This window comes from Variovorax paradoxus, from assembly GCF_024734665.1.
Lineage (GTDB): Bacteria > Pseudomonadota > Gammaproteobacteria > Burkholderiales > Burkholderiaceae_C > Variovorax.
This window is the reverse complement of sequence record NZ_CP102931.1, coordinates 4,682,932-4,709,538: the sequence shown is the minus strand read 5'-3', so window position 1 is coordinate 4,709,538 and position 26,607 is coordinate 4,682,932. Positions and strand designations below refer to the sequence as shown.

The following is a 26,607-nucleotide window of genomic DNA, read 5'->3' as shown; positions in this document are numbered from 1 at the left end:
CGCTAGCATTGGCCGATGACCGGCCATGACCACTCCCACGGACACAGCGAACTCGGCGAGATGGACCTGCGCGTGCGCGCCCTCGAAAGCGTACTCACCCAGAAGGGCTACATCGACCCCGCCGCGCTCGATGCGCTGATCGACACCTACCAGACCCGCGTCGGCCCGCGCAACGGCGCGCGCGTGGTGGCGCGGGCCTGGGTCGATCCGGCCTTTCGGCAGTGGCTTCTGGCCGATGCCACGGCGGCGATCGCCTCGCTGGGCTACACGGGCCGGCAGGGCGAGCACATGGTGGCGGTCGAGAACACCGACGAGCTGCACCACATGGTGGTCTGCACGCTGTGCAGCTGCTACCCGTGGCCGGTGCTGGGCCTGCCGCCCACCTGGTACAAGAGCGCGCCGTACCGCTCGCGCGTGGTGAAAGACCCGCGCGGCGTGCTCGCCGATTTTGGCGTGACGCTGCCCGAGGCCACGCGCATCCGCGTGTGGGACTCGACCGCCGAGGTGCGCTACCTCGTGATTCCGCAGCGCCCCACCGGCACCGAAGACCTGAGTGAAGATGAACTCGCCGCGTTGGTCTCGCGCGATTCGATGATCGGCACGCGGCTGGTCGAGGTGCCTGCCGAAGAGGGGAGCGCCGCATGAGCTACGTCACGAAGGCCGACCTTGGCGGCCAGCCCGGCTTTGGCAAAGTGGTGCCGGAGCCCGAGGGTGAACTCTTTCATGCGGCCTGGGAGCCGCGCGCCCTGGCGCTCGTGCTGGCCATGGGCGCGACCGGCTCATGGAACATCGATGCGAGCCGCGCCGTGCGCGAGACGCTGCCGGACTATCGCGACCTGAGCTACTACCAGATCTGGCTTAGCGCGCTCGAACAACTGATGCTGCAGCGCGGGCAGCTCTTTCCCGACGAGATCGCGAGCGGAGAGATGCGCCACGCGCCCGCGCCCGTGGCCCGCGTGCTGGAGGTGGGCAATGTGCCTGCCGTTCTTGCCAAGGGCTCGCCGACCGGGCGGCCTGCGTCGGCCCCGGCGCGCTTCGCCATGGGCCAGCCGGTGCGCATGCACCTCGGCAAGGTCGATCATCACACGCGGCTGCCGGGCTATGTGCAGGGCAAGCGCGGCACCATCACGCACGTACATGGCGCGCACGTGTTCGCCGACAGTCATGCGCAGGGGCTCGGCGAGCAGCCGCAGTGGCTCTACACGGTGGAGTTCGACGAAGCCGAGCTTTGGGGCGACGAAGCGCCGCGCCAGAACCTGTCGGTGTCGGTCGATGCGTGGGAAAGCTACCTGGAGGCCACGGCGTGAGCGACATGCCCCTGTCGCCCGGCATGCCGCGCGATGCCGATGGGCCCGTGTTCAATGCACCCTGGGAGGCGCAAGCCTTCGCGATGACGCTGGCGCTGCATGAAGGCGGCCTGTTCACCTGGCCGGAATGGGCCGAGGCGCTGGCCGCGCAGATCGCTGCCGCACAGGCCGCAGGCGACCCCGACACCGGAGAGACCTACTACCGCCACTGGCTCGCAGCGCTCGAAAGCTTGGTGGCCCGCAAGGGCGCCAGCTCCGACGACGAACTGGCCCGCTACCGCCACGCCTGGGACCACGCGGCCGACCGCACGCCGCACGGCCAGCCGATCGAATTGCGCGGCGAAGACTTCCCCGGCTAGAGGTGCGTGCCGGTGCGGTGTGCCGCGGCCCGCATCCTGCTTGACCCGTTCTCGAAGCGGGTGATAGCCTGCCGCCGCTTCCCCCGTCCCTCCACAGAAAGCACAGAACGCACAACATGACGATTCATTCGCGCCATCTCTTCCCGATTCCTTCGGCCCCCACATCCACCCGCCGTTGGGCGCGCACCGCCTGCCACGGCGCCGTACTCGCCTGCGCCATGCTGCTGGCTGGTAACGCCATGGCCCAGAAGCCGCACCAGGGCGTGCTCGACGCGGCCACGCAAAGCAAGGACGAGGCGGTCAAGATGCTGGAGCGCATGGTCAACATCGACTCAGGCTCGGCCGACACCGCTGGCCTGGAAAAGGTCCGCGAGATCGCGGTGGAAGAACTGCGCAAGCTCGGTGCGCGCATCGAGACCTTTCCGGCCGATCCGCACCCCGGCACCAACGTGGTCGCGACGCTGACCGGCCAGGGCAAGAAGAAGATCCTGATCCTCGCGCACATGGACACCGTCTTCAAGGAAGGCACGGCCGCAGCCAAGCCCTTCTACATCAAGGACGGCCGCGCCTACGGCCCCGGCGTGATGGACGACAAGGGCGGCGTGGTGGCCGGCCTGTATGCGCTGAAGATCCTGCAGCAGATCGGCTTCAAGGACTATGGGCAGATCACCTTCCTGCTCGACACCAACGAAGAAGTCGGCTCCGTCGGCACCAGCGCGCTCATCGAGCGCATTGCCAAGCAGCACGACGTGGCGCTGAACCTGGAGCCAGGCCGCCCGGCCGACGGCCTCGTGGTCGAGCGCAAGGGCTCGGCCACCGCGCTCATCGAGGTGAAGGGCGTGGCGGCTCACGCGGGCGTGGCGCCCGAGGCGGGCCGCAACGCGGCGATGGAGGTGGCGCACCAGGTGCTGCAGCTGTCGAAGACGGCAGACGCGGCGAAGAAGACCACGGTCAACTTCACGGTGCTGACGGCCAACGGCCCGACCAACGTGATCCCCGCGACGGCCAGCGCCAAGGGCGATGTGCGCGTGGCCACGCCGGAAGAGTTCGATCGTGTCGAGAAAGACCTGATCCGCATCTCGCAGAACAAGCTCATTCCGGAGACCGAAGTGCGCGTGCGCCTGATCCGCGGCCTGCCGCCGATGCCGCGTTTGCCCGCGTCGGACAAGCTGGTGCGCATGGCCGAAGGTATCTACGGCGAGATCGGCAAGAAGCTCACCATCGAGAGCAGCGGCGGCGCGGCCGACGCGAGCCTGGTGGCGGGCGTCGGCGTGCCGGTGCTCGACGGCTTCGGCATCGTGGGTGGCGGCATCCACACGCCGGAGGAATACGCGGAAGTCGAGAGCGTGGTGCCGCGGCTCTATCTGCTCTCGCGCATGCTGATGGACCTATCCGCGAACTGATCGCGAACTGACCGGATCAGCCGCGCTTCGGAATGCCCAGCCCCGCCACCACGGCGGGGCGCGCCACGAATGCTTCGAGCGCACGCGCCACGTTCTTGAAATCCTTGAAGCCAACGAGGTCCGCTGCCTCGTAGAAGCCGATCAGGTTGCGGATCCACGGGAAGGTGGCGATGTCGGCGATCGTGTAGCTGTCGCCCATGATCCATGCGCGGTCTGCCAGGTGCTTGTCGAGCACGCCTAGCAGGCGCTTCGACTCGCCCACGTAGCGGTCGCGCGGGCGCTTGTCTTCGTAGTCCTTGCCAGCGAACTTGTTGAAGAAGCCGAGCTGGCCGAACATCGGGCCGATGCCGCCCATCTGGAACATCACCCACTGCAGGGTTTCGTAGCGGCCGGCGGCGTCCTGCGGAATGAACTTGCCGGTCTTCTCGGCGAGGTACATGAGGATGGCGCCAGATTCGAACAGCGCCAGCGGCTTGCCGCCCGGGCCGTTGGGGTCGATGATGGCCGGGATCTTGTTGTTCGGGTTGAGCGACAAGAACTCTGGCGACATCTGGTCGCTGGTCTCGAAGCTCACGAGGTGCGGCTCGTAGGGCAGGCCGGTTTCCTCCAGCATGATCGACACCTTCACGCCATTGGGCGTGGGCAGCGAGTACAGCTGCAGCCGGTCAGGGTGCTGCGCGGGCCATTTCTTCGTGATGGGAAAGCTCGAGAGATCGGTCATGGAGGGAGTCCTTGAGAGGGAGGAAACTGCAAGCGCCGGATTCTGCCCGGGTCGGGCAGATGGCGTGCGCGTGCGGCTTTGCCCTCTCTGGCTTGCCCTCAGATCCCCAGCCAGCTCATCAGCGAAGCCTCGACATCGGCCGAAGGCGCAACGAAGCCGACGTAGCTCGATGCCGCGAGCGCGCGCTTGCCCGCATCGGTCTGTGCCAGGCTCAGCAAGGCTTCGCGTGCTGCAGCCACCGTGGCCGCGTCGAGCTTGCGTGACGCGAGCCATTGCTTGATTGGCACCGCGCGCGATTCCGCGCAGACCTTGCCGCCGCCGTCTTTCCAGGTCTTGACCACGCTGGAGGCTGCCGTCGCGCCATAAGCCGCAAAGCCGTTCTGCACGTAGAAAGGCACGGCCTCCTGGAAGCGCGTGTTGGTGACCTTGACCGCCGTCGGACCCTGCAGGCCCTGTTCGCGCAGCATCGCGCGCGTGATCACTGCGGTGATCGAGTCGGCGTCGGGCATGACCAGCTGCTTGCCCGCCACGCTTTTCCAGTCGGAAATGGGCTGCTGCTCCTTGCACAGGAACGACACCTTGTAGTCGGTGTAGCCGGTGGTCCAGGCGAAGGCGCTGTACTGCCCGCCCTTGATGGCGGCGAGCGCCACGTGCGACGGGTGCACGAAGGCGAAGTCGACCTGCTGCTGCTTCAGCGCGTCGCGCGCGCCGTTGTACGAGTTGAGCACCTTGACCGTCACCGGCTGCTTGAGCGCCTTGGACAGCACTTCGGCAATGGGCTCGAAGCGGGCGCTGACCTGCGCGTCGGACACGTTGTAACTCACGCCCTCGCTGACACCGATCACAAAGGCGTGCGCCGAGGCGCCAATTGCCAGAAGCAACCCCGCCGTACCGCGAGCGATGGTGCGAAGCGAGGGATGAAGAGTGCGGTGTTTCATGGAGCCTTCTTCCGGTTGATAGGTAATGTTGTAACTAAATTATTACATTCATTGGGGCGGAGGAACAGGGCCCTGACCGCAGGGTTAGCCCTGATGAAACAACACTTCGGCGAACCGGCGGCATGCACATCTCGTTCGGAGATACGCGGATCTTCAATCCATATGAATCTTGCGTAGAAACCCGCACCGGCGCGGCGGGGTGCGAACGAGACTATTGGCTGCAACCGGGACAGAACGAACGAAAGCGACGCACCCATGAGCACCAGCACCATCGCAACGCCGCCCTACAGTGGCCGCTTCGACAGCACCTCCGACGCCGTCTACCGCAAGGTCGGATGGCGGCTGATTCCGCTGCTGTTCGTTTGCTACATCGTGGCGTACCTCGACCGCGTGAACGTCGGCTTCGCCAAGCTGCAGATGCAGGGCGACCTGCAGTTCAGCGATGCGGTCTACGGGCTGGGCGCGGGCATCTTCTTCATCGGCTACTTCCTGTTCGAGGTGCCGAGCAACGTGGTGCTGCACCGCGTGGGTGCGCGCCGCTGGATCGCGCGGATCATGATCACCTGGGGTCTGCTCTCGGCGGCCACCATGTTCGTGAGTTCGCCGGTGTCGTTCTACGTGATCCGCTTCCTGCTCGGCGCGGCCGAGGCGGGCTTCTTCCCCGGCATCATCCTGTACCTCACCTACTGGTATCCGGCCGCGCGGCGCGGAAAGGCCACGTCGCTGTTCCTCGCGGCGATTCCGTTCGCGGGCATCCTCGGCGGGCCGATCTCGGGCTGGATCCTGCAGGGCATGAGCGGTGTCAACGGATGGGCGGGCTGGCAGTGGCTGTTTCTCCTGCAGGGCCTGCCGACCGTGGCGCTGGGCCTGGTCGTGTGGCGCTACCTCGACGACCGCGTGAAGGACGTGCAGTGGCTCACCGTTGCCGAGCGCGAACTCATCGCCCGCGACATCGCCGCCGAAGACGCCGGCAAGGCCGAGCCGCGCATCCTGAGCGTGCTGGGCAACGGCCGCGTGTGGCTGCTGGCGCTGGTGTACTTCGCCTACACCTCGGGGCTGTACGGCATCTCGTTCTGGCTGCCGAGCATCATCAAGGCGATCGGCGTGAAGGGCGCGCTCGACATCGGCCTGCTCAGCGCCATTCCGTGGACCTTTGGCGTGGTCGCGATGTACTTCGTGGCCCGCAGCGCCGACCGCCGGCTCGAGTACCGCTGGCACAGCGCGCTGGCCGCCGTCGTCGGCGCGATCGGCCTGGTGCTGAGTGTGGCCTTCCACGGCAACGCGACGCTCGCGATGGCCGGCCTCACGCTGGCCACGATGGGCATCATGTCGACCTTTCCGGTCTTCTGGGGCATGCCGACGGCCTTTCTCGGCGGTGCCGCGGCGGCCGCGGGCATTGCGCTCATCAATTCCTTCGGCAACCTCTCGGGCTTCAGCGCGCCGTTTCTCATCGGCCTCATCAAGGATGCGACGCAGAGCACCGATGCCGGCCTGCACATGCTTGCCGCGCTGCTGGTGACTGGCGCGGTGCTGGTGCTGTTCGTCAAGCCGAAGCGCTGATCTGTTTGTCTGCCTCCTTGAAGGAACCCTATGGACACGGTCGTGAGTTCGAACACGCGGCGTTCCCCGTCGCCTGAGCTGATCGCGCTGCTGCAGCGCAAGTTTGCCGAGCGCTTTTCCACCAGCCCGGCCGTGCTGCTGCAGCACGGCACCGACGAGTCGACCTATCTGCCGCAACCGCCCGATGCGGTGGTGTTCGTGCGCAGCACCGAAGAGACGGCGTTCGTGGTGCGGGCCTGCGCTCGCGAGCGCGTGCCGGTCATCGGCTTCGGCGTGGGCTCGTCGGTGGAAGGGCATCTGCTGGCGGTCGAAGGCGGCGTGTGCATCGACTTCTCGCAGATGAACAGGGTGCTGGCAATTCGCCCTGGTGACCTCACGGCCACGGTCGAGGCCGGCGTGACGCGCGGGCAGCTGAACGCGGAGCTGATGGGCACCGGCTTTTTCTTCTCGGTCGACCCTGGTGCCAATGCGTCCATCGGCGGCATGATCGCCACGGCCGCATCGGGCACCAACACCGTGCGCTACGGCACCATGCGCGACAACCTCGTGAGCCTGACGGTGGTCACGGCCAACGGAGACATCACCCACACCGCCTCGCGGGCACGCAAGAGCTCGGCGGGCTACAACCTCACGCAGCTGTACTGCGGCTCCGAAGGCACGCTGGGGCTGATCACCGAGGCCACCGTGCGGTTGCATCCGCACCCCGAGGCGTATGCGGCAGCGGTGGTGCACTTTCCGTCAGTGCGCGCGGCGGTCGACTGCGTGATCGAGTCGATCCAGATGGGCGTGCCGCTGGCGCGCGCCGAGATGCTGGACGCGCTGACCATCCGCGCCGTGAACGCGTACAGCCACACCAACCTGGGCGAGAACCCGACGCTGTTCCTGGAGTTCGGCGCGAGCCAGGCGCAGATCGACGAGCAGGCCGGCATTGTGCGGGAGATCGCGGGCAACCACGGCGGCGGCGCCTTCCAGTGGGCCAACCGGCCAGAGGAGCGCTCGCGCCTGTGGACGCCGCGCCATCACGCCTACTTCGCCTGCCTGCAGCTGAAAGCGGGCAGCCGCAGCCTGACCACCGACGCGTGCGTGCCGCTGTCCGCGCTCGCGCAGTGCATCGAGGAGACGCAGGCCGACATCGCCGAACACGGCCTGCTGGTGCCGGTGTTCGGCCACGTCGGCGACGGCAACTTCCATTGCCTGGTGCTGGTGGATCCGAACAGCGCGGCAGAGAACGAAGCCGCCGAGGCCTTCAGCCACCGGCTTGTGCAGCGCGCGCTGCGCCACGGCGGCACTTCGACCGGCGAGCATGGCGTGGGGATGCACAAGATGAAGTACCTGGTCGAGGAGCACGGAGAGCACACGGTGGCGCTGATGCGTGCCGTGAAGCAGGCGCTGGACCCGCACAACATCTTCAACCCGGGAAAGGTCGTTGCTCCAGCCGGGGCCTGAGTGCCCGAGTGCCAGAGCGGAGATGTGCGGCCTAGAATCCCCGGCCTCGCCTGCACCCCGCAGTGCGCGGCCGGAGGCCCTTCGATGGAGCTGCGTCAGTTCAAGTACTTCGTTGCCATCGTGGATTGCGGCAGCCTGTCGCGCGCCGCGCAGCAGCTCTTCATTGCACAGTCGGCATTGAGCAAGCAGATGGCCGAGCTCGAAGCCGAGCTAGGCACCCAGCTGCTGCTTCGCAGCCGCAACGGCGTGGCGATGACCGAGGCGGGCAAGGTCTTCTATGAATACGCACAGGGCATCACCAAACAGGTGAGCGACGCCAAGGCCGCGGTGCATGTCGCGGCCGATTCGGTGGCGGGCTCGGTGGTGGCGGCGCTGCCGCAAAGCGTGTCGCCCATGATCGCGCTGCCGCTGATGCGCGCGGCGGCCCGGCGCTATCCCGACGTGGTGCTGCATCTCAACGAGGAACTCACAGGCAACATGGCCGACCAGCTGCTGCGCGGCCGGGTCGACGTGGCGGTGTTCTCGCCCGCCATGCCGGCGGAAGACATCCGGTTCGTCCCGCTGGTGGAGGAAGACTTCGTGTTCCTCGAATCGCCGCAGAGCCCGCATGCGCTGCCGCCCGGCGACGTGAGCATTGCGCAGGCCACCGCGCGACCGCTGGTGTGGCCTGCCAATGCGCACGGCCACTGCACGCGTTGGCTGGTCGATGCGGTGCTGGAGCGTGAGGGGCATTCCACGGCGCAGGTGGCCGCGGAGATCAATTCGGTCTACACGCTGAAGGCGGCGGTGGAGGCGGGGCTCGGGCCGACCATCATGCCGTTCGGACTCGCCCAGCGCGAAGTGCAGGAAGGCCGGCTCGTTGCGCACCGCATCGACTCGCCTTCGATGTTTCGCACGCTCGGGCTGTGCGTGTCGGTGCATCTGCCGACCACGAACGCGAAGCGCGCCGTGTGCACGCTGATCGGCGACGTGGTGCGCGATCTGTGCGAGAGCGGGCAGTGGGCGGGCGCGCGTGCCGTCGCGCCGGCGAAAGGGCCAAGGCCCTGAAGCCCGGCCCTTCGTTTCAGGCGCGGCGCTTGCGGGCCGGCGCTGCGGCCTTGGCAGGGGCAGCGAACAGGCGCGAGATGGCCTGGCGCACATCGACCTGCATGTCGTCGATGGCCTTCGCATCGCCCGACAGGTGCTTCAGCAGTGCCTGCTGGAACAGCCCGTCGAACAGCGCATAGGTGGCCGAGGGCGGCATGCCGGGTGCTTCGCCCGAGAGCTCGGCAAAGCGGCTCATGATGCGCCAGATCATGTCCTCGAGGCTCTTGTCGATCTGCACGACATCGGCGCGGAAGGCTTCCTCGAACAGCGCCTGCGAACGCAGGTCGTACCAGAGGCGGTGCACGTGGCCTTCGTCGCGCAGCGTGTCGCCAAGGCTCTGCAGGAAGCCATCCATCAGCTCGTCGTAGGTGGTGGCGCTTTCCACCGCGTGGTCGTAGCGCGTGACGCAGCGTGCCTTGTACTGCTTGACGCTGCAGATGATCAGGTCGACCTTGTCGCTGAAGTAGTAGTGCAGAACGCCGTGCGAGAACTCTGAGTTCTGGGCGATCTCGCGCAGGCTCGTGCGTGCATAGCCCAGTGCCGCCAGCGTGGTGAGTGCGGCCTCGCCCAGTTCGGCGCGCCGTTCCGAGAATTTGTCGACCCGAGCCTTGGGCACTCGTTCAGCGTGTTTCTTCAGCCGTTGATGTGTCGTCATTGAAAGCCGGACCGCACGCATGCCGGCCCCTGTGTTCTTCGTGATTCCAAACCATAGCACGCAAGCGGGAGAACCCGCATCCGGCGTGCCACGCATGTCATTTTACGAAGTTTTGACAATCGTCAAAGAAAAACTTGACACCCGTAAAGTCGATTTCTACGATGACCGCTCCATCTCACAACACATCTACAGGAGACAAGTGATGGCCAAGTTCGACTTGAAAGGGCGCAAGGCCCTGGTGACGGGCGGTGCGCGCGGCATTGGCGCGGGCATTGCCGAAGCACTGGCGGCGGCCGGCGCCTCCGTGATGATTGGCGACGTGCTTGCCGACCTGGGGCGCGAAACCGCTTCCAGGTTGTCTGCCTCTGGAGCGAAGGTGGGCTTCGTTCCGCTCGACGTCACGAAAGACGGCGACTGGGCCTCTGCCACCGAGACCACCGTCAAGGAACTCGGCGGCTTCGACATCCTCGTCAACAACGCCGGCATCGAGATCACCTCGCTGGTGATCGACGTCGACGGCGACGACCTGCGCCGCATGCTCGACGTGAACGTGGCCGGCACGCTGCTGGGCATGAAGCACGCGTTCCGTGCGATGCGTCCCGGTGGCGGCGCGGGCGGCGGCGGGGCTGTGGTCAACATCGCATCGGTCGCGGCGACCATCGCTTTCCCGGCCATTGCGGGCTACTCGGCCACCAAGTCCGCGGTCGACCGCGCCACGCGCGTCGCGGCCATGGAGTCCGGCAAGCTGGGCTACGGCGTGCGCGTGAACTGCATCTACCCCGGACTGGTGCCCACCGACATGGGCATGAAGCTCGCCAACGACATCGTCGCCGCGGGGCTCGCACCCAGCGTCGAGGCGGCAGTGGGCGACGTGATCGGCCAGACGCCATTGGGCCGTCTCGGTGAGGTCGGCGACATGGCCGATGTGGTGGTCTTCCTCTGCTCCGATGCGGCGCGGTTCATCACCGGCGCGGGCATCGCGGTAGACGGCGGCATGGGCATGTGAGCACGTAGAAAAGGAGACAGAACATGAGCAACAGCAAGAAGAAGCCCGTCGTCGTCTACGGCGCCTCAGGCTACACCGGCCGACTGGTGTGCGAATACCTGCGCGAGTACAACATCCCCTTCGTTGCCGCGGGCCGCAGCGCGCAGAAGCTGGAAGCGGCGATGAAGTCGAACGTGCCCGGTATCGAGACCGCTAGCTACGAGGTGGTGGAGGTGAAGCATTCGGTGGCGGCGCTCACGGAGCTCTTCACCGGCGCCTCGGTGGTGCTCAACACGGTGGGGCCTTTCGCCAAGTTCGGCCCCGAGGTGGTCGAGGCCTGCCTGGCCGCCGGATGCCACTACACAGACACCACCGGCGAGCAGGACTGGCTCATCATGCTCGAGCAGAAGTACGGCGCCAGGTTCGCCGCCGCGGGCCTGCTGCTCTCGCCCGGCCTGGCGCAGATGTACACCACCGGCGAGATCGCCGCGCAGCTGTGCCTGGAGACACCCGGGCTCGACACGCTGGACATCGCCGTGTTCTGGGGCGGCAGCCCGACCATCGCATCCACCCAGACCATCCTGGTCAACGCGGCCACGTCCAAGGCCTACTACCTGGAGCAGAACGAATACGTAGAGTGGCAACCCGACGCGGGCCTGTACCACCTGTCGATTCCCGGCCAGCACGAGGCGGCGCTGGCACTTCCATGGGGTGGCACCTCGCATCCGGTATGGTTCAAGCGCGATCCGCGCGTGGCCAATGTGAAGGTGCTCGGCGGGGTCTTCAACAAGGCGCTGATGCAGGGCGTGCCGCACATCGTGGCAGCCGCGCTCAAGGCCACCGAAGGCATGAACGACGACGATCGCTATGCCGCCCTGGCCCAGACGGCGGCAGGCGTGATGAACACCATGCCCCCGCGCGAGAACCCGCGCATCAACAAGTCCGTCGATTCGGTGCATGCCTCCGGTCCGCTGGGCCGCATGCACTGCGTGATTTTCGGGAACTGCAACTACAAGCAGACCGGCTTGCTGCAGGCCTATGCGGCCGCCTCGCTGCTGCAGCAGGCACCGCGCCGCGCCGGCTTCGCCTCGGGTTGCCAGGCCTTCGGGCATCGCGAGCTGCTGGGCGCGCTGCGCAGCTTCGGACTGGTGCAGGAGCCCGTGCTCACCCGGCTGGGCTGACTTCCATGCGCCTGATCGACTACCTGGACAAGGGCGCTTCGCTGGGAGCCGCGGCGCCCTGCCTGCGCATGGGGGCCGTGCTGCTGTCGTACGGCGACGCGCAGCGCTTCAGCTACCGGGTGGCGCGGGCGCTGCAGCGCAGCGGCATCGCCCCGGGCAGCAAGGTGGCGGTGCTGTCGGGCAACGATCCGGTCGCCTTCGCATGCGTCTTCGGGCTGTCGCGCGCAGCGGCCGTGTGGTGTCCGATCAATCCGCGCAACGAGGCAGCCGAGAACCGCTACGTGCTCGACGCCTTCGACTGCAGCTGCCTGATCTTCCACAGCAACTACGCACCGCTTGTCGAGCAGATGCGGTCCGACCTGCCCAAGGTGACGACGCTGGTCTGCCTCGACAAGGCGCAGCCCTTCGCGCCATCGCTCGACCAATGGCTGGGGGATGCAGGCGATGCCCCCATCGATGTGCAGGTGGTCGACGACGTCGCGATGATCGCCGGCACCGGCGGCACCACCGGCCAGCCCAAGGGCGTGATGCTGTCGGGGCGCAACCTCGAGGCGATGTCGGCGCTGACGCTGATGGGCTACCCCTTCGAGGGCCGGCCCGTCTACCTCGCGCTTGCGCCGCTCACGCATGCGGCCGGCGTGCTGTGCCTGCCTGTGATGGCGCTGGGCGGGCAGGTCGTGATCATGCCCAAGCCCGACCTTGGCGAATTCCTCGGCCTCATCGAAGAACACGGCGTCACTCACACCTTCCTGCCGCCCACGCTGATCTACATGCTGCTGCAGCACCCGCAGCTGGCAGATGCGAAGCTCGATTCGCTGCAATGCTTCTGGTACGGCGCGGCGCCCATGTCGGCCGCGCGGCTCGAAGAGGCGCTGCAGAAGATCGGCCCCGTCATGGCCCAACTCTTCGGCCAGGCCGAGGCGCCGATGATGATCTCGATGATGTCGCCGCGCGACCACTTCAACAATGACGGCACGGTCGCACGCCAACGTCTGTCATCGGCCGGCCGCCCCGGGCCGCTCGTGCAGGTGGGCGTGATGAACGGCGACGGCGCGCTGCTGCCCACGGGCGAGAGCGGAGAGATCGTGGTGCGCGGCTCGCTCGTGATGCTCGGCTACTACAAGGACGCGCGCGCCACCGAAGAGGCCTCGCGCCACGGCTGGCACCACACCGGCGACATCGGCTACCTCGACGCCGACGGGTTTCTCTACATCGTGGACCGCGCCAAGGACATGATCATCTCGGGCGGCTTCAACGTCTACTCCGCCGAAGTGGAGCAGGTGCTGATGCAACACCCCGACGTGCAGGACAGCGCAGTCGTCGGCCTGCCTGACGAGAAATGGGGCGAGCGCGTGGTGGCCGTGTTGCAGCCGCATGTCGGTCGGCAGGTGAACTTGGAAGAGATCAAGGCTTTCGTCAAGGCGCGCATCGGCAGCGTGAAGGCGCCCAAACAGATCGAGGTGTGGCTCGACCTGCCGCGCTCCAAGGTGGGCAAGGTGCTGAAGAAGGAAGTGCGTGCAGCATTGCTGTCGGACGAAGCAGAGCCGAGGCAGCGCTAGAAGCGAATGTCTCCGGGCATAACTCCCTTGAACGCCGACGACGGGAGACTGTGCGGCGCTACAGTGCCGCCATGCGCAAACACCTTTCCACCACCACCGGTCCCCAACGTCTTCTCTACGGCGCTGTCTCCGGCTGCGCCACCGCCGCGGCGTTGATGCCGGCGCCCATGAGCGGCATGGCGCGCGCGCTGGCCGGGTGGTGCGTGGCCGTGGCGGTCTACCAGGTGCTGTCGTGGTGGCTGGCCGACACCTTCGATGCGAAGCGTACGCGCGAGCGCGCGCAGTCGCTGGACCAGCCCAACGTGGTGATCCTGGTCTCGATGCTGGTGGTGGTCGGCGCCAGCGTGGTGGCCATCGCCATGCTGCTCCAGCAGGTGAAGGCGCTGAGCGGCTGGGAGCGCGCGGCGCACGTGGCGCTCGGGCTGGTGGCGCTGGCGGGCTCGTGGCTGATGATGCACACGATCTACGCCTTTCATTACGCACACCGCTACTACATCGACCAGAAGAGCGGCACGCCCGACGGCGGGCTCGACTTTCCGGGCAAGGACGACGCCCCCGACTACTTCGACTTTCTTTACTACTCGTACGTGATCGGCATGACCTCGCAGGTGTCCGACGTGCAGGCGACGTCGAAGGAGATGCGGCGCATCACTTTGCTGCACAGCGTGCTGGCCTTCGCGTTCAACATGCTGGTGCTCGCACTCTCGGTGAACGTCGTCGCGGGCGCCGTGTAGGCGCCCGGCCTAAGCATTCTCAGGCCGAGGCCTTGCGGGGCCACCCCAGCTTGACGATGCCCGTCGACAGCGCCACGCCGCAGACGATGACGGCCGCGCAGATCAGCATCCACTGCGTGATGTTCTCGCCGAGGAACACCGCGCCGTAGAACAGCGCGAACACCGGCACCAGGAAGGTCACCGTCAGCGCGCGCGCCGGGCCGGCGCGTTCGATCAGCCGGAAGAACAGGATGTAGGCGACGCCCGTGCAGGCGATGCCGAGCGCCAGCAGCGCGAGCCAGGCGCGCAGGCTGGGCATCTGCGCGGGCCAGAGCCAGAAGGCGGGCAGGGCGAGGAACAGCGTGGCGCCGATCTGGCTGCCGGTGGCTGTGGTCAGCGCGGGCACACCGCCCAGATGGGCGCGCGTGGCGCTGGCCGAGATGCCGTAGCAAAGGCATGCGCCCAGGCAGGCCAGCACCGCGAAGAGTGCGGCATTGCCGCTGGCACCCGCATGCAGGCCGGCGCTGCGGCTGGCGAGCATTGCCACGCCGGCAAAGCCGATCACCAGCCCGACGATGCGCGAGCCCGCTGGCCGCTCGCGGAACCAGGCCCAGGCCACAAGTGCGCCGAACATCGGCGTCGTGGCATTGAGCACGGCGGCGAGACCGGTGTTGATGGTCAGCAGCGCGAAGCAGAACAGCGCGAACGGCATGCCCGAGTTGAAGACGCCGACCGCGAAGCTGGCCTTCCAGTGCTTGGCGAGAGACGGCCCATGGCCGCGCAGCAGCGCGATGGGCAGCAGGAACAGTGCGGCAATCGCCACCCGCACCGCAGCCGTCGGCAGCGCGCCGAACTCCGCAGCGCCGATGCGCATGAAGAGGAAAGACGCGCCCCAGAGCGCGCCCAGCAGCACCAGGTCGATGAGCCAGGCAGTGGGTGCGAGGGGCTTGGCGGCTGCAGCGTTGTTGTTCGTTGTGGTCATGCGTCTTTCGCTCTTTGTCTCTTCTTTGTTGGAAGTTTTTACAGCGCGCCTTCGAGTTCCAGCAGGGCGGTCTTGCGGTCGAGCCCGCCAGCGTAACCGGTCAACGACCCGTCCGACCCCAGCACGCGGTGGCAAGGCACGATCACGCTGATCGGGTTGCGCCCTACGGCCGCGCCCACTGCGCGCACCGCAGCAGGGTTGCCCACGTTGACGCTGAGCGCGCCATAGCTCGTGGTGGCACCCGCCGGAATGGCCAGCAGTTGCTGCCACACGCTCTGCTGGAACGCGGTGCCGTGCGACAGGTCGAGCTTCATGTCGAAGTTGTCGCGCTTGCCGGCGAAGTAGTCGTGCAGCTGCGCGGCCGCCTCGACCAGCGCGGGGTGGTCGTCCTTCGTGATCCAGCCGCTGGTGTCGGGCCAGTGGCGCTGCTGGTCGAACCAGACGCCGGCCAGGCCCTGGTCGGTGGCCGCCATCGTGATGCCGCCGAGAGGCGTGTCGATGTGCGAGGTGTAGATGACTTTGCTCTTGAACTTCATGACATTTCAGGCGGTGAGGCCTGCCGTAGTGATGAGAGGGAATTCCGCGGCCGCCGTTTCGGTGGCGGTCGCAGGAGTGGAAGAGGGTGCATGCCAGGCCCGCAGCACCGCATAGCTGCGCCATGGCCGCCAGGCTTGCGAGGCCTCGCTGGCAGCGCGCGCTGTGGTTACGCCCAGCGCCTTTTGCAGTGCCACGTCGCCGGCCGGGAAGGCATCGGGCCAACGCAGCGCGCGCATCGCGATGTACTGCGCGGTCCAGGCGCCGATGCCGGGCAGCTCCTGCAGCGCCGCGATGGTCGAAGGCACGTCGGCCCCTGCATGCAGCGCCAGCTTGCCGGACGCGACTTCGCGCGCGATGGCGTGCAGGGCCGTCTGCCGCTGCCGCACGATGCCGAGTTGCCCCAGTGCATCGCCGCTCGCAGCGGCAATGGCCGCGGGCGTGGGGAACAGCCGGTTCAGCCCGTCGATGGGTGTAGCCAGCGGTTCGCCGAAGGCCTCGACAAGCCGCGAGCCCAGCGTGCGCGCCGCGGCCACCGTGATCTGCTGGCCCAGCACCGCGCGCACCGCCAGTTCGAAGCCGTCGACCGTGCCCGGCACGCGCAGCCCGTCGCCATGCGGAAAGGCCGCATGCAGCGCCGCATTGATGGCCATCGGCTCGGCATCGAGGTCGAACAGGGCGCGAGCGCGGCTGATGACGATGGGCAGCACCGCGGCAAGCGAATCGCTGACCGACAGCAGCAGTTGCTCGCGTTCGAGGTCGAAGCGCAGTTGCAGCCAGCCCGCATGCGCCTGCCCTCCTTGCTGGACGCGCAGCGTGCGTGTCAGCTTTACATACGTGGGCGTGCTGCCCTTGGCGGGCTCCTTGCCGTCCGCCGTGGATACGACTTCGACGCCGCGCAGTGCACGGCGCGCGAAGAAGCCCAGCATCGCGTTGGCGTCGTAGGGCGGGCGAAAACCCAGCCGCACCTCGATGGCCTTGCCTTCGCCACCTTCGGCGGTGGCGCCACCGGCGCGCCGCAGGGCGCTGGGGTTCAGGCCATAGTGCTCCAGAAAGGCCGCATTGAACCGCCGCACGCTGGCGAAGCCGCTGGCCAGTGCCACCTGCGTCATCGGCAGGCGGGTGTCGGCGATGAGCTGTTTGGCGGCCAGCAGGCGGCGCGTCTGCAGATATTGAAGGGGCGAGACGCCGAACTGCACCTCGAAGATGCGCCGCAGGTGGCGATCGCTCACGCCGAGCCGCGCCGCGATCTGTGCCGCGCCCGGGCCGTCTTCCGACCAGGCATCGGGCTCGTCGATCAGCCGTGCCGCCTGCAGCGCGAGGATGCGCGAGGCGTCTTCGGTCGACCAGCTGGCTGCACGCGGCGCCAGCTCGGGCCGGCAGCGCAGGCAGGGGCGAAAGCCCGCGGCCTCGGCCTGTGCGGCGTGGCGGAAGAACCGGCAGTTCTCGCGCCGCGGCAGCTTGACGCGGCAGACCGGGCGGCAATAGATGCCGGTGGAGGTCACGGCGGTGAAGAACGACCCGTCGAAGCGCGCATCATGCGTCTTCATCGCCAGGTAGCAGGCGTCGCTCTCGAGCGCTTCGGTGGGGGTGTGGCTGGTAGGCATGGGGAAATGATACGGTTTCGACTCGTTTCAACTGGCCGTTTTCGGACATGTGGGCATCTGGAGCCTTGCCTACAATGCCCCGTTTACAAAACCAACAGGGAAACGCCTTTCATGCAGCTCAGCGCGTCGATCTTCAAGGCCTATGACATTCGCGGCGTCGTGCCCGTCACTCTCGATACGGAGGTGGCGGAAGCGCTCGGCAGGGCCTTCGGCAGCGCAGCCCGCGCCGCCGGTGAGAAGTCGGTGGCTGTGGGGCGCGATGGCCGCCTGTCGGGCCCCGCGCTGGCAGAGGCGCTGATCAAGGGCCTGGTGGCCACCGGCGTCGAAGTGATCGACGTGGGCGCCGTCACCACGCCAATGCTGTACTTCGCGGCCCACACGCTGTGCAAGAGCGGCATCCAGGTCACCGGCAGCCACAACCCCAAGGACTACAACGGCTTCAAGATGGTGCTGGCCGGCCGCGCGATCTACGGCGACGAGATCCAGGGCCTGCGCAAGACCATGGAAGCGGGCACCGCCCAGCTTGCCCCGGGCGGCAGCGTGCGCAAGGTCGACGTGACCGATGCCTACGTCAAGCGCATTGCCGGCGACATCAAGCTGGCACGGCCGATGAAGATCGTGATCGATTCGGGCAACGGCATTGCGGGTGCATCGGCCCCTGCCATCTTCCGCGCCATCGGCTGCGAAGTGACCGAGCTGTTCAGCGAAGTCGACGGCGACTTCCCCAACCATCACCCTGACCCCAGCAAGCCCGAGAACCTCAAGGACCTGATGGCCGCACTCGCCACGGGCGACGCCGAACTGGGCCTGGCCTTTGACGGCGACGGCGACCGCCTGGGCATCGTCACCAAGGACGGCCAGAACATCTTCCCCGACCGCCAGATGCAACTCTTTGCACAGGACGTGCTGTCGCGCGTGCCCGGCGGCACCATCATCTACGACGTGAAATGCTCGCAGCGCCTGGCACCGGCCATCGAGGCAGCGGGCGGCGTGCCGATGATCTTCAAGACCGGCCATTCGCTGATCAAGGCGAAGATGAAGGAAATCGATTCGCCGCTGGGCGGCGAGATGAGCGGCCACATCTTCTTCAAGGAGCGCTGGTTCGGCTTCGACGACGGCACCTATGCGGGCTGCCGGCTGCTCGAAATATTGAGCAAGAGCCCGAACGCGAGCGACGTGCTCAACGCACTGCCCACCAGCTTCTCGACGCCCGAACTGAACGTGGCCTGCGCCGAAGGCGAGCCGCACGTGGTGGTCGACAAGCTCGTGAAGGGCGCGAGCTTCGCGGCGCCCGCCAAGGTCTCGACCATCGACGGCTTGCGCGTCGACTGGCCCGATGGCTTCGGCCTGATCCGTGCATCGAACACCACCCCCGTGCTGGTGCTGCGCTTCGAAGGCCAGACCGATGCCGCATTGAAGCGCATCGAAGCCGAGATGCTGGCTTTGTTGAGAACCGTCAAGCCCGACGCCAAACTGGCTGAAGCCTCTCATTGAACTGAGCCCGTGCGTTCCCTGCTGCTTCGCCTCTACGGCGTCTTCACCACCGTCGTGCAACCGCTAGTGCGCCGCAAGCTGCGGCGCCGCGCCGAGGCCGAGCCGGGCTATGGCGTGGCCGTGGAAGAGCGCTTCGGCCACTACGACGAAGCCACCACCGGCCAGGCCCAGTGCTGGGTGCATGCGGTTTCGCTCGGCGAGACGCGCGCGGCCGCCATCCTGATTGCCGAGCTGCGGCGGCAGTACCCGGGCATTCCGATCCTGCTCACGCACGGCACAGCCACCGGCCGCGAAGAAGGCGCCAAGCTGCTCGAACCCGGCGACACGCAGGTCTGGCAGCCGTGGGACACGCCGGGTGCGGTGGCGCGTTTTCTTGACAAGTTCCAGCCCCGCATCGGCGTGCTGATGGAAACCGAGGTCTGGCCCGAGATGGCCGCTGCCTGCGCCGAGCGCCATATTCCGCTGGTGCTGGCCAACGCGCGGCTCAACGAGAAATCGCTGGCCTCGGCCGAACGGCTTGCATGGCTGGCGCGGCCCGCGTACTCGGCCCTGACGGCCGTGTGGGCGCAGACCGAGGCCGATGCGCACCGCCTGGTGTCGCTCGGCGCCAAGGTGGCCGGCATCTACGGCAACCTCAAATTCGACGCCACGCCCGATGCGCGCCAGCTGAACGCGGCCGTGTCGCTGCGCGAGCGCCTGCCCAAGCCGATGGTCGTGCTCGCAAGCTCGCGCGACGGCGAAGAGCGGCTGCTGCTCGAAGTGCTCAAGCGCTTCGGCGCAACCTCGCCCGTGCCGCCCGAGCAGGGCGCGATCCGCTCGATTGCCAAGCGCGTGCACGACGTGCAATGGATGATCGTGCCGCGTCATCCACAACGCTTCGACGAAGTGGCGGCGCTGATCGAGGCCGAGGGCTTTGCCGTCGCGCGCCGGAGCGCGGCGGGCCAGCCGTCAGATGCAGAGATCTGGCTCGGCGATTCGCTGGGCGAAATGGCGCTGTACTACGGCCTCGCCGACGTGGCGCTGCTCGGCGGCAGCTTCGAGCCGCTGGGCGGGCAGAACCTGATCGAGCCGGCGGCCTGCGGTTGCCCGGTGATCATGGGCCCGTCAACCTTCAACTTCGCCGAGGCGGCGCAGTTGTCGCTGGCAGCCGGTGCGTCGCTGCGGGTCGAGGGCATGGAGCAGGCCGTGACGGCCGCGCTGAAGCTGGTCGAGAACCCCGAGCGCCGCGCCACGATGGCGCAGGCCGCGCTGGCGTTCTCTTCATCGAACCGCGGAGCTGCCGAGCGCACCGCGGCCGCTGTGCTGGCGATTGCACAGGCGGCGGAACCGGTGACGGCGGCGGGGGAGCCGCTGGACGAAGAACCAACGCGGGCCGAGCCCACGCTGGACTGACTGCGGCGCGCGCTCAGCGCACCGGCGGGTTCAGGATTACCGGCGGCACGGGCGCTGTCGGCATCGTCGGCGCCGGCGGATTGAACGGCTGCACCGGCACCGGCGGGATCACCGGAATGCTCGGCGGCGTCACGGTTGTCGCAGGCGGCACCGTGGTGCTGCGATCAGGCCCAGTGGCCGAAGGCACGGCAGGCACGCTGCCATTGCTTGCCAGCGTCGCGTTGATCGCATTCATGTCGTCGGTTGTCAGCGTGCCGTTGGCCTGGCGCAGCTTCAGGTTGCCCAGCAGCACGTTGTAGCGCGCCTGCGCCAGGTCGCGTTTGGTCTGGTAGAGCTGGCTCTGCGAGTTCAGCACGTCGATGTTGATGCGCACGCCCACCTGGTAGCCGAGCCGGTTGGCGTCGAGCGCGCTCTGGCTCGATGCCTCGGCCGCTTCCAGCGCCTTCACCTGTCCAGCGCCGGAGACGAGCCCGAGGTAGGCCGCGCGGGTGGCCTGCGCCACGCTGCGGCGGGTGCCGTCGAGCACGCTGCGCGACTGGTCTTCGAGCGCCAGCGTTTCCTTGATGCGGTTTTCGGTGGCGAAGCCGGCGAACAGCGGCAGGTTGAAGGTCACGCCGACCGTGGTTGCGTTGACGCGCGTGCCCACGGTGCTGGTGCTGGTGCCCGTCGGGTTGCGCGTGACGTTGTAGCCCAGGTTGGCGTCGAGCGTGGGCTTGTGGCCGGCCTTGGCCTTGTCCACTTCGAGCCCGGCCACGTCCAGGCCCAATCGGGCCTGCTGGATCGAGGGATGCACCTCGTCGGCCTGCGTAACCCAGGCGTTGATGTCCGCGGGCACGGCGGCGGGCAGCACCACCGGCACCCGCAGCGGCACCGGCACGCTGCCAGGGCGGCCGACCAGCTGGTCGAGCACGATCTTCTTCACCTGCAGGTCGTTCTCGGCCGCGATCTCTTGCGCGATCACCAGGTCGTAGCGGGCCTGTGCCTCGCGCGAGTCGGTGATGGTGGAGGTGCCGACCTCGAAGTTGCGCTTGGCCGACGCCAACTGCTCGGCCACGGCAACCTTTTGCGCGCGCACCAGCGCCAGGCTGTCCTGGCTTGCGAGCACGTCGAAGTACGCCTGGCTCACGCGCACGATCAGGTCTTGTTCGGCAATGGTGAGCACCGCCTGCGCGATGTCGGCCTGGCGCTTGCCCTGCTCGTACGTGGCCCAGTTGGCGGGCCGGTACAGCGGCTGCGTGGCGTTGATGCCGACGTTCTGCGTGTTGAAGTCGCGCGGCGTGGTGGTGCCGCGGCCGGTGCCCGTGAGGGTGTCGATGTCGAGGTCGCTGCGCGTCACGCCGGCCGTGAGCCCCACGGCGGGCAGGATGCCGGCCTTGGCCTGCGCGGCGCGCGCGACGTTGGCCTCGTACTGGGCCCGTGCGCCCTGGTAGGTGGCGTCGTAGCCGCGGGCGGCGTCATAGAGTTCGTTCAGTGTCTGGGCCTGGGTCAGGGCCGGCGATGCGAGCAGGGCTGCGAAGGTGATTGCGAGCGCTGCGGAAAGAGGCGAAAGCCGGGGCCTGGAAGGCATTGAACGTCCTTGAAGAAAGAATCAGTAGCGCGGGACCGAGGGGTCGTGCGAAGACCAGGCGTCGATGCCGCCCGCCACGTTGGCGAGCTGGTCAAAGCCGTTCTGGTTCAAAAAGGCGGCCACGCGCTGGCTGCGCGCGCCGTGATGGCACAGGCATGCGATTCGAAGTTCGGACTGGCCGTTGCTCAGCTCGGCCAGCCGCCCGGGAATCTCGTTCATCGGAATCGCCACCAGGGTGAAGCCCTGGGGCGCGACGCTCGCCGTCTGCAGCTCCCAGGGTTCGCGCACGTCGAGCAGCACGGGGGTGGCGTCGGCGTTCTGGGCGAACCAGGCGGCAAGGTCGGCGGGGCGGACTTGGTCGATCATTCGGTCAACCGCCGGCTCAGAACGAGAAGCGCGAGGGCTCGGGGAAGTTCAGCAGGCGCGGGGCCACGATGTCCCAGGGCTGGATGGTGTCCCACTTGCTTTCGCTCGAGCGGGTGACGAAGTGGGCGCGCATCATCGGCTCTTCGCCCACGATGGCCGAGAGGCGGCCGCCGACCTTGAGCGAACCCAGCAGGTTCTGCGGAATGCGGGCGACCGAGCCGCTGAGCACGATCACGTCGAAGCTCGGGCCGCTGGCCAGGGGCACGGCGCCGTCGGCATTGCGCACTTCGACGTTGGTCACGCCGTTGCGGCGCAGCGTCTCGGCGGCGCGGGCGGCCAGCACGGGGTTGATTTCAAGCGACAGCACCTGGGCGGCGCGGGCACCCAGCAGGGCGGCCATGAAGCCGGAGCCGGTGCCGATTTCGAGCACCGATTCGTGCTTCTGGATGTGCAGGTCTTGCAGCGTGCGGGCCTCGACCTTGGGCGACAGCATGAATTCGCCGGGCACGGAGCCGTCGAGCAGGGGCAGCTCCATGTCGAAGAAGGACAGCGTGCGGTGTTCTTCCGGCACGTAGTCTTCGCGGTGGATTTCGGCCAGCAGTTCGAGGATGTCCGTTTCCAGCACATCCCAGGGGCGGATCTGCTGTTCGATCATGTTGAAGCGCAAGCGCTCGAGGGTGGGGGTGGGGTTCATGGCGTGGTTTTCCTAGTGGGCTCAGGACAAACCTTCAATTTTAGGTGCCGGCGGTGACACCGGCGGCACGCTCGGCCTTCCGGGGTGCGCGCTGAGCCCGTTGATCACCACGTCGGCCTGCACGGCGACGTACTTTTCGGGGTCGAGCGCCGATGCGCCGTCGACGCAGACCATGGCTGAATGCTTCCAGAGCATGAGGAAGACCATGGGCGCCACCACCGAATAGATCGCGTGGTCGATGTCCATCGGCGCGAACTCGCCGCTGTCGATGCCGCGCTTGAAAATGCGCCGCAGCAGCTCGTGGCCGGGCCGGACCACCTCGCGGCGGTAGAACTCCGCCAGTTCGGGAAAGTTGGCGCCCTCGCTCATCATGAGCTTGGTCAGGCCCGAGGCCTGGGTCTTGCCGACGCGCTCCCACCACACGCTCATGCAGTAGCGCAGCATCTCGGCCGTGGTGCCTTCGAAGGCCTCGAACTCGGCATTCCACTCCGTGAAACGGCCGCCGAGGTTTTCCATGACCACGGCCTTGAACAGCTCTTCCTTGCTCGGAAAGTAAAGAAAGAGGGTGCCCTTGGAGACGCCGGCGCGCGCCGCCACTTCCTCGGAACGGGTGGCGGCAAAGCCCTTTTCGACGAACAGATCGAGCGCGGCGGCCAGCAGTTCGCCCGGGCGCGCCTCTTTCCGGCGTTCGCGCTTGGCGTGCACCGGGCAGATCTTTTCGACGAAGGAGCGGGGCGTGGGCATGGTGTTAATGACTCGCGGGTTAGTAATGTAGTGACCGGCATCCGTCACGTCAAGCCGCGACAATATCGGGTTCGTCTTTTTCCAACCTGCCGGAGCAGCACCATGCCTACTTCATCGTCGCCTACCGAAACCATCGTGCTGGGCGGTGGCTGCTTCTGGTGCACCGAGGCGGTGTTCGACCGGGTTCAGGGCGTGCTGGACGTGGAATCGGGCTATTGCAACGGCCAGGTCGTCAATCCGACCTACGAGCAGGTCTGCACCGGCCGAACCGGCCATGCCGAGGTGGTGAAGCTCGAATTCGACCCGGCGCAGATCAGCCTGCGCGAAATCCTCGAAATCTTCTTCGTCGTGCACGACCCGACCACGCTCAACCGCCAAGGCAACGACGCCGGCACCCAATACCGCAGCGGCATCTACTACACCAGCGACGCCCAGAAAGAGGTGGCCGAAGGGGTCATCCGCGAGATCGAGGCCAGCAAGACCTATCACTCGCCCGTCGTCACCGAAGTGGCGAAGCTCGCCAACTACTCGACGGCCGAGGCCTACCACCAGGACTACTTCCTGAACAACCCGAACCAGGGCTACTGCGCGTTCGTCGTGGGCCCGAAGGTCGAGAAGTTCCAGAAGACCTTCGCCTCGCGCCTGAAGGCCTGACCGCCTCCCACCCCGTGCGCATCGCCCGCCAGTCTCCCTCCCGTTCGTCGCGCGCGTTCATCGTCGCGCTGGCGTTCGCGTTGTGGATTGCGGGCACGCTGGGGGTCATGCACCGTTCGCTGCACGTGCCGGGCCTCTCGCACGCCGAGGCGGCGGTGCAGGTGCAGCAGGCATCGCGCAGCGGCGCGCACGACCACGCGGCCCACGGGCTGGGCAGCCTGTTCGGCGAGCACACCGACGCCGAATGCCGGCTGTACGACCAGCTGGAGCACGGCTCCGCCGTGCCCAGCGTGCCGCTGGTGGTGCTGCCGATGCTGCTGCCGTCGGCCACCTTCGCCTATCTGCAGGGCGAGGTCGTCGCCCGCTGGATCGCGCTCTTCGACGCGCGCGGTCCGCCTTCCTCTCGCTGAATCCCCCTGTGTTCCGGCTGCCGCCGCCCGCATCGCGCGGGCGGCGGCAGATCGTTCATCGATTCAACGAGTGCCCATTCATGATTCCCAATTTCCGTCGCAGTGCCGTTGGCATTGCCGTTCTTTCACTGCTGTCCTGGTCGGCCTTCGCCCAGGACGCGACCACCACGACCACCACCGTCGCGCCCAGCGCCGAAGGCACGCTGTCTACCGTGGAGATCCAGTCCGAGCGCCTCAAGAAGGCGCGCATGGAACTCTCGCCCGAGGTCGGCGCGACCGTCTACCGCATCGACCGCGCGGCCATCGACGCGCTCGGCAAGGGCGACGCCACGCCGCTGGACGACGTGCTGCTGACACTGCCCGGCGTGGCCAAGGACTCGAAGGCTTCCGGTTCGCTGCATGTGCGCGACGACCACGGCAACGTGCAGTACCGCGTCAACGGCGTGCAGCTGCCCGAAGGTATTTCGGGCTTCGGCCAGTCGCTGGACACGCGCTACATCGACTCGGTCAACTTCCTGACCGGCGCCTTGCCCGCGCAATACGGCCTGCGCACTGCCGGGGTGGTCGACATCCAGACCAAGCAGGGCTTCGGCAAGCCCGGCGGTTCGCTCGGCTTCACCTTCGGCAGCCACAACACGCTGGAAGAAAGCGGCTCGGTCTACGGCACCACCGGCAACCTGAGCTACTACCTGTCGGGCAGCCTGGTGTCCAACACCAACGGCATCGAGAACCCGCAGCCCACGCTCAACGCGCAGAACGACCGCACGCGGCAGGGCAAGACCTTCGGCAACCTCTCGTACTACCTCGACGCCGACACGCGCCTGGGCCTGATGTTCGGCACCTACAACGGCAAGTTCCAGATTCCGACCAACCCGAACCAGACGCCGTCCTTCTCGCTGGCCGGCTACAGCGACCTGGGCACGGGCTACAACGGGCTGCCGTCGTCCGACGTGCGCGAGCGCCAGACCGAGGCCACACGCTTCGTCGCGCTGTCCTACCAGAAGACGGTGGGCGCGCTGGACTTCCAGCTCTCGGCCTTCCACCAGTACTCGAGCCTGCACTACGTGCCCGACGCCGTGGGCGACCTGATCTACAACGGCGTGGCCTCCGACACCCTGCGCTCCAACTCGTCCAACGGCCTGCAGGCCGATGCGTCGTACAAGCTGAACGATGCCCACACGCTGCGCTTCGGCGGCGCCTACACGCGGCAGACCACGCGCAGCATCAATGCGGTGAACGTGTTCCCGGTCGACGACACCGGCGCGCAGGTAGGCAACACGCCGCTGCTGATCAACGACAACTCCAGCAAGGTCGGCCAGCTCGCCAGCCTCTACCTGCAGGACGAATGGCGCATCGACTCGAAGCTGACCTTCAACTACGGCTTGCGCTACGACAGCGTCGACGCTTTCACCAAAGAGCACCAGTGGAGCCCGCGGCTGAACCTTGCGTACAAGCTGTCGGACGACACGGCGCTGCACGCGGGCTACGCGCGCTACTTCACGCCGCCGCCGCAGGAGCTGGCCTCGCAGCAGAGCATCAATCTGTATGCGGGCACCACCAACCAGCCGGAGGTTGCCAACTCCGATGCGGTGAAGGCGGAGCGCACCCATTACTTCGACCTGGGCGTGGACCACAAGGTGAATGCCAACCTGTCGCTGTCGGCCGACGTGTACTACAAGGACATCACCAACCTGCTCGACGAAGGCCAGTTCGGCCAGGCGCTGATCCTGTCGCCGTTCAACTATGCCAAGGGCTTCGCGCGCGGGCTGGAGCTTTCGGCCCGTTACAGCGACGACCACTGGTCGGCCTACGCGAACTTCGCCTACCAGAAGGCGATGGGCAAGGACATCGTGTCGAGCCAGTCGCTGTTCGGCGCCGATGAGCTGAGCTACATCGCCAACCACTACGTGTACCTGGACCACGACCAGACCTACACACTGTCGGGCGGCGCCAGCTACCGCTTCGGCGACAACCAGGTCAGCGGCGACCTGATCTTCGGCAGCGGCCTGCGCCGCACGCCCGACGGCGGCGCGCCCAACAGCGCGGCACTGCCGCACTACGCGGTGGTCAACGCCGCCTACTCGCACACCTGGAAGGAGTCGTCGGGCGGTGACATCGTCGGGCGCATCGCCATCCTGAACCTGTTCGACAAGAGCTACCTGCTGCGCGACGGCACGGGCGTGGGCGTGGGTGCGCCGCAGTACGGCACGCGGCGCAGCCTGTACGTGAGCATGACCACGCACTTCTGAT

26 protein-coding genes are annotated in these 26,607 nt (G+C 67.2%); 16 read left to right on the top strand and 10 right to left on the bottom strand.

Features of this window, described 5'->3' with window-relative positions:
- Positions 1–15: 15 nt before the first annotated feature.
- From nthA to NWF24_RS22290, 4 genes are all read left to right on the top strand, one after another.
- Positions 16–645, top strand: coding sequence for a nitrile hydratase subunit alpha (gene nthA / locus NWF24_RS22305; protein WP_258350446.1), 630 nt, complete (start codon positions 16–18; stop codon positions 643–645).
- Positions 642–1,307: a nitrile hydratase subunit beta gene (nthB, locus tag NWF24_RS22300; protein WP_258350445.1), complete on the top strand. Its 666-nt coding sequence runs from the start codon at positions 642–644 to the stop codon at positions 1,305–1,307. Before nthA ends, nthB begins: the two co-directional genes overlap by 4 nt.
- A 5-nt stretch (positions 1,308–1,312) precedes the next feature.
- Positions 1,313–1,666 (top strand): nitrile hydratase accessory protein, encoded by a 354-nt coding sequence (locus tag NWF24_RS22295; protein ID WP_258355335.1) that lies wholly within the window; start codon positions 1,313–1,315, stop codon positions 1,664–1,666.
- Positions 1,667–1,782: 116 nt separating this feature from the next.
- Positions 1,783–3,069, top strand: a complete 1,287-nt coding sequence (locus tag NWF24_RS22290; RefSeq protein WP_258350444.1) for a M20/M25/M40 family metallo-hydrolase — start codon at positions 1,783–1,785, stop codon at positions 3,067–3,069.
- A 16-nt stretch (positions 3,070–3,085) separates the two neighbouring features.
- Here NWF24_RS22290 and NWF24_RS22285 read toward each other — a convergent pair whose 3' ends face one another.
- Both NWF24_RS22285 and NWF24_RS22280 read right to left on the bottom strand, forming a co-directional pair.
- Positions 3,086–3,790, bottom strand: coding sequence for a glutathione S-transferase N-terminal domain-containing protein (locus tag NWF24_RS22285; protein WP_258350443.1), 705 nt, complete (start codon positions 3,788–3,790; stop codon positions 3,086–3,088).
- Between the two features lie 98 nt (positions 3,791–3,888).
- Entirely contained in the window at positions 3,889–4,728 is an 840-nt protein-coding gene (locus NWF24_RS22280; RefSeq protein ID WP_258350442.1) for a phosphate/phosphite/phosphonate ABC transporter substrate-binding protein, read from the bottom strand.
- A gap of 255 nt (positions 4,729–4,983) precedes the next feature.
- Between NWF24_RS22280 and NWF24_RS22275 the strand changes: the two genes are divergently transcribed.
- The 3 genes from NWF24_RS22275 to NWF24_RS22265 all read left to right on the top strand — a co-directional run bounded on the left by NWF24_RS22275 (position 4,984) and on the right by NWF24_RS22265 (position 8,781).
- Positions 4,984–6,288 (top strand): MFS transporter, encoded by a 1,305-nt coding sequence (locus tag NWF24_RS22275; protein ID WP_258350441.1) that lies wholly within the window; start codon positions 4,984–4,986, stop codon positions 6,286–6,288.
- Between the two features lie 30 nt (positions 6,289–6,318).
- Positions 6,319–7,734: an FAD-binding oxidoreductase gene (locus NWF24_RS22270; protein WP_258350440.1), complete on the top strand. Its 1,416-nt coding sequence runs from the start codon at positions 6,319–6,321 to the stop codon at positions 7,732–7,734.
- Positions 7,735–7,818: 84 nt separating this feature from the next.
- Positions 7,819–8,781, top strand: coding sequence for a LysR substrate-binding domain-containing protein (locus NWF24_RS22265; protein ID WP_093058230.1), 963 nt, complete (start codon positions 7,819–7,821; stop codon positions 8,779–8,781).
- 16 nt (positions 8,782–8,797) lie between these two features.
- On the opposite strand, the gene NWF24_RS22260 is transcribed toward NWF24_RS22265, so the two are convergent.
- Positions 8,798–9,436, bottom strand: a complete 639-nt coding sequence (locus NWF24_RS22260) for a TetR/AcrR family transcriptional regulator (RefSeq protein ID WP_258350439.1) — start codon at positions 9,434–9,436, stop codon at positions 8,798–8,800.
- Between the two features lie 241 nt (positions 9,437–9,677).
- Between NWF24_RS22260 and NWF24_RS22255 the strand changes: the two genes are divergently transcribed.
- The 4 genes from NWF24_RS22255 to NWF24_RS22240 all read left to right on the top strand — a co-directional run bounded on the left by NWF24_RS22255 (position 9,678) and on the right by NWF24_RS22240 (position 13,934).
- Positions 9,678–10,481, top strand: a complete 804-nt coding sequence (locus tag NWF24_RS22255) for an SDR family NAD(P)-dependent oxidoreductase (protein ID WP_258350438.1) — start codon at positions 9,678–9,680, stop codon at positions 10,479–10,481.
- 23 nt (positions 10,482–10,504) lie between these two features.
- The gene (locus NWF24_RS22250) at positions 10,505–11,641 is read left to right on the top strand and encodes a DUF5938 domain-containing protein (protein ID WP_258350437.1); all 1,137 of its coding nucleotides are present in this window, start codon (positions 10,505–10,507) and stop codon (positions 11,639–11,641) included.
- Positions 11,642–11,646: 5 nt separating this feature from the next.
- Complete coding sequence (locus NWF24_RS22245) at positions 11,647–13,200, top strand: AMP-binding protein (RefSeq protein WP_258350436.1); 1,554 nt, start codon at positions 11,647–11,649, stop codon at positions 13,198–13,200.
- Between the two features lie 71 nt (positions 13,201–13,271).
- Positions 13,272–13,934 (top strand): DUF1345 domain-containing protein, encoded by a 663-nt coding sequence (locus tag NWF24_RS22240; RefSeq protein ID WP_258350435.1) that lies wholly within the window; start codon positions 13,272–13,274, stop codon positions 13,932–13,934.
- Positions 13,935–13,953: 19 nt separating this feature from the next.
- Here the strand turns inward: NWF24_RS22240 and NWF24_RS22235 are convergent, their stop codons facing one another.
- From NWF24_RS22235 to NWF24_RS22225, 3 genes are read right to left on the bottom strand one after another with little or no spacing between them, the layout of a single operon-like run.
- Entirely contained in the window at positions 13,954–14,895 is a 942-nt protein-coding gene (locus NWF24_RS22235; RefSeq protein WP_258350434.1) for a DMT family transporter, read from the bottom strand.
- 38 nt (positions 14,896–14,933) lie between these two features.
- The gene (locus tag NWF24_RS22230) at positions 14,934–15,431 is read right to left on the bottom strand and encodes a methylated-DNA--[protein]-cysteine S-methyltransferase (RefSeq protein WP_093078854.1); all 498 of its coding nucleotides are present in this window, start codon (positions 15,429–15,431) and stop codon (positions 14,934–14,936) included.
- A 6-nt stretch (positions 15,432–15,437) separates the two neighbouring features.
- Complete coding sequence (locus NWF24_RS22225; RefSeq protein WP_258350433.1) at positions 15,438–17,036, bottom strand: DNA-3-methyladenine glycosylase 2 family protein; 1,599 nt, start codon at positions 17,034–17,036, stop codon at positions 15,438–15,440.
- Positions 17,037–17,147: 111 nt separating this feature from the next.
- Between NWF24_RS22225 and NWF24_RS22220 the strand changes: the two genes are divergently transcribed.
- Both NWF24_RS22220 and NWF24_RS22215 read left to right on the top strand, forming a co-directional pair.
- Positions 17,148–18,530, top strand: coding sequence for a phosphomannomutase/phosphoglucomutase (locus NWF24_RS22220; protein WP_258350432.1), 1,383 nt, complete (start codon positions 17,148–17,150; stop codon positions 18,528–18,530).
- Between the two features lie 9 nt (positions 18,531–18,539).
- On the top strand, positions 18,540–19,922 hold the full coding sequence (locus NWF24_RS22215; protein ID WP_093058240.1) for a 3-deoxy-D-manno-octulosonic acid transferase: 1,383 nt from the start codon (positions 18,540–18,542) through the stop codon (positions 19,920–19,922).
- 13 nt (positions 19,923–19,935) lie between these two features.
- Here the strand turns inward: NWF24_RS22215 and NWF24_RS22210 are convergent, their stop codons facing one another.
- Genes NWF24_RS22210 through NWF24_RS22195 form a run of 4 tightly spaced genes read right to left on the bottom strand, consistent with a single transcriptional unit; the run spans position 19,936 to position 23,293 of the window.
- Complete coding sequence (locus tag NWF24_RS22210; RefSeq protein WP_258350431.1) at positions 19,936–21,489, bottom strand: TolC family outer membrane protein; 1,554 nt, start codon at positions 21,487–21,489, stop codon at positions 19,936–19,938.
- 21 nt (positions 21,490–21,510) lie between these two features.
- Positions 21,511–21,855 (bottom strand): rhodanese-like domain-containing protein, encoded by a 345-nt coding sequence (locus NWF24_RS22205; protein ID WP_258350430.1) that lies wholly within the window; start codon positions 21,853–21,855, stop codon positions 21,511–21,513.
- A gap of 16 nt (positions 21,856–21,871) precedes the next feature.
- The gene (locus NWF24_RS22200) at positions 21,872–22,549 is read right to left on the bottom strand and encodes a protein-L-isoaspartate O-methyltransferase family protein (protein ID WP_093058243.1); all 678 of its coding nucleotides are present in this window, start codon (positions 22,547–22,549) and stop codon (positions 21,872–21,874) included.
- A gap of 21 nt (positions 22,550–22,570) precedes the next feature.
- The gene (locus tag NWF24_RS22195; RefSeq protein ID WP_093078846.1) at positions 22,571–23,293 is read right to left on the bottom strand and encodes a TetR/AcrR family transcriptional regulator; all 723 of its coding nucleotides are present in this window, start codon (positions 23,291–23,293) and stop codon (positions 22,571–22,573) included.
- A gap of 102 nt (positions 23,294–23,395) precedes the next feature.
- On the opposite strand from NWF24_RS22195, the gene msrA reads away from it, so the two are divergent.
- From msrA to NWF24_RS22180, 3 genes are all read left to right on the top strand, one after another.
- Positions 23,396–23,947 (top strand): peptide-methionine (S)-S-oxide reductase MsrA, encoded by a 552-nt coding sequence (msrA, locus tag NWF24_RS22190; protein ID WP_258350429.1) that lies wholly within the window; start codon positions 23,396–23,398, stop codon positions 23,945–23,947.
- Positions 23,948–23,961: 14 nt separating this feature from the next.
- On the top strand, positions 23,962–24,357 hold the full coding sequence (locus tag NWF24_RS22185) for a hypothetical protein (RefSeq protein WP_258350428.1): 396 nt from the start codon (positions 23,962–23,964) through the stop codon (positions 24,355–24,357).
- A gap of 80 nt (positions 24,358–24,437) precedes the next feature.
- Entirely contained in the window at positions 24,438–26,606 is a 2,169-nt protein-coding gene (locus NWF24_RS22180) for a TonB-dependent receptor (protein WP_258350427.1), read from the top strand.
- Position 26,607: the final 1 nt, after the last annotated feature.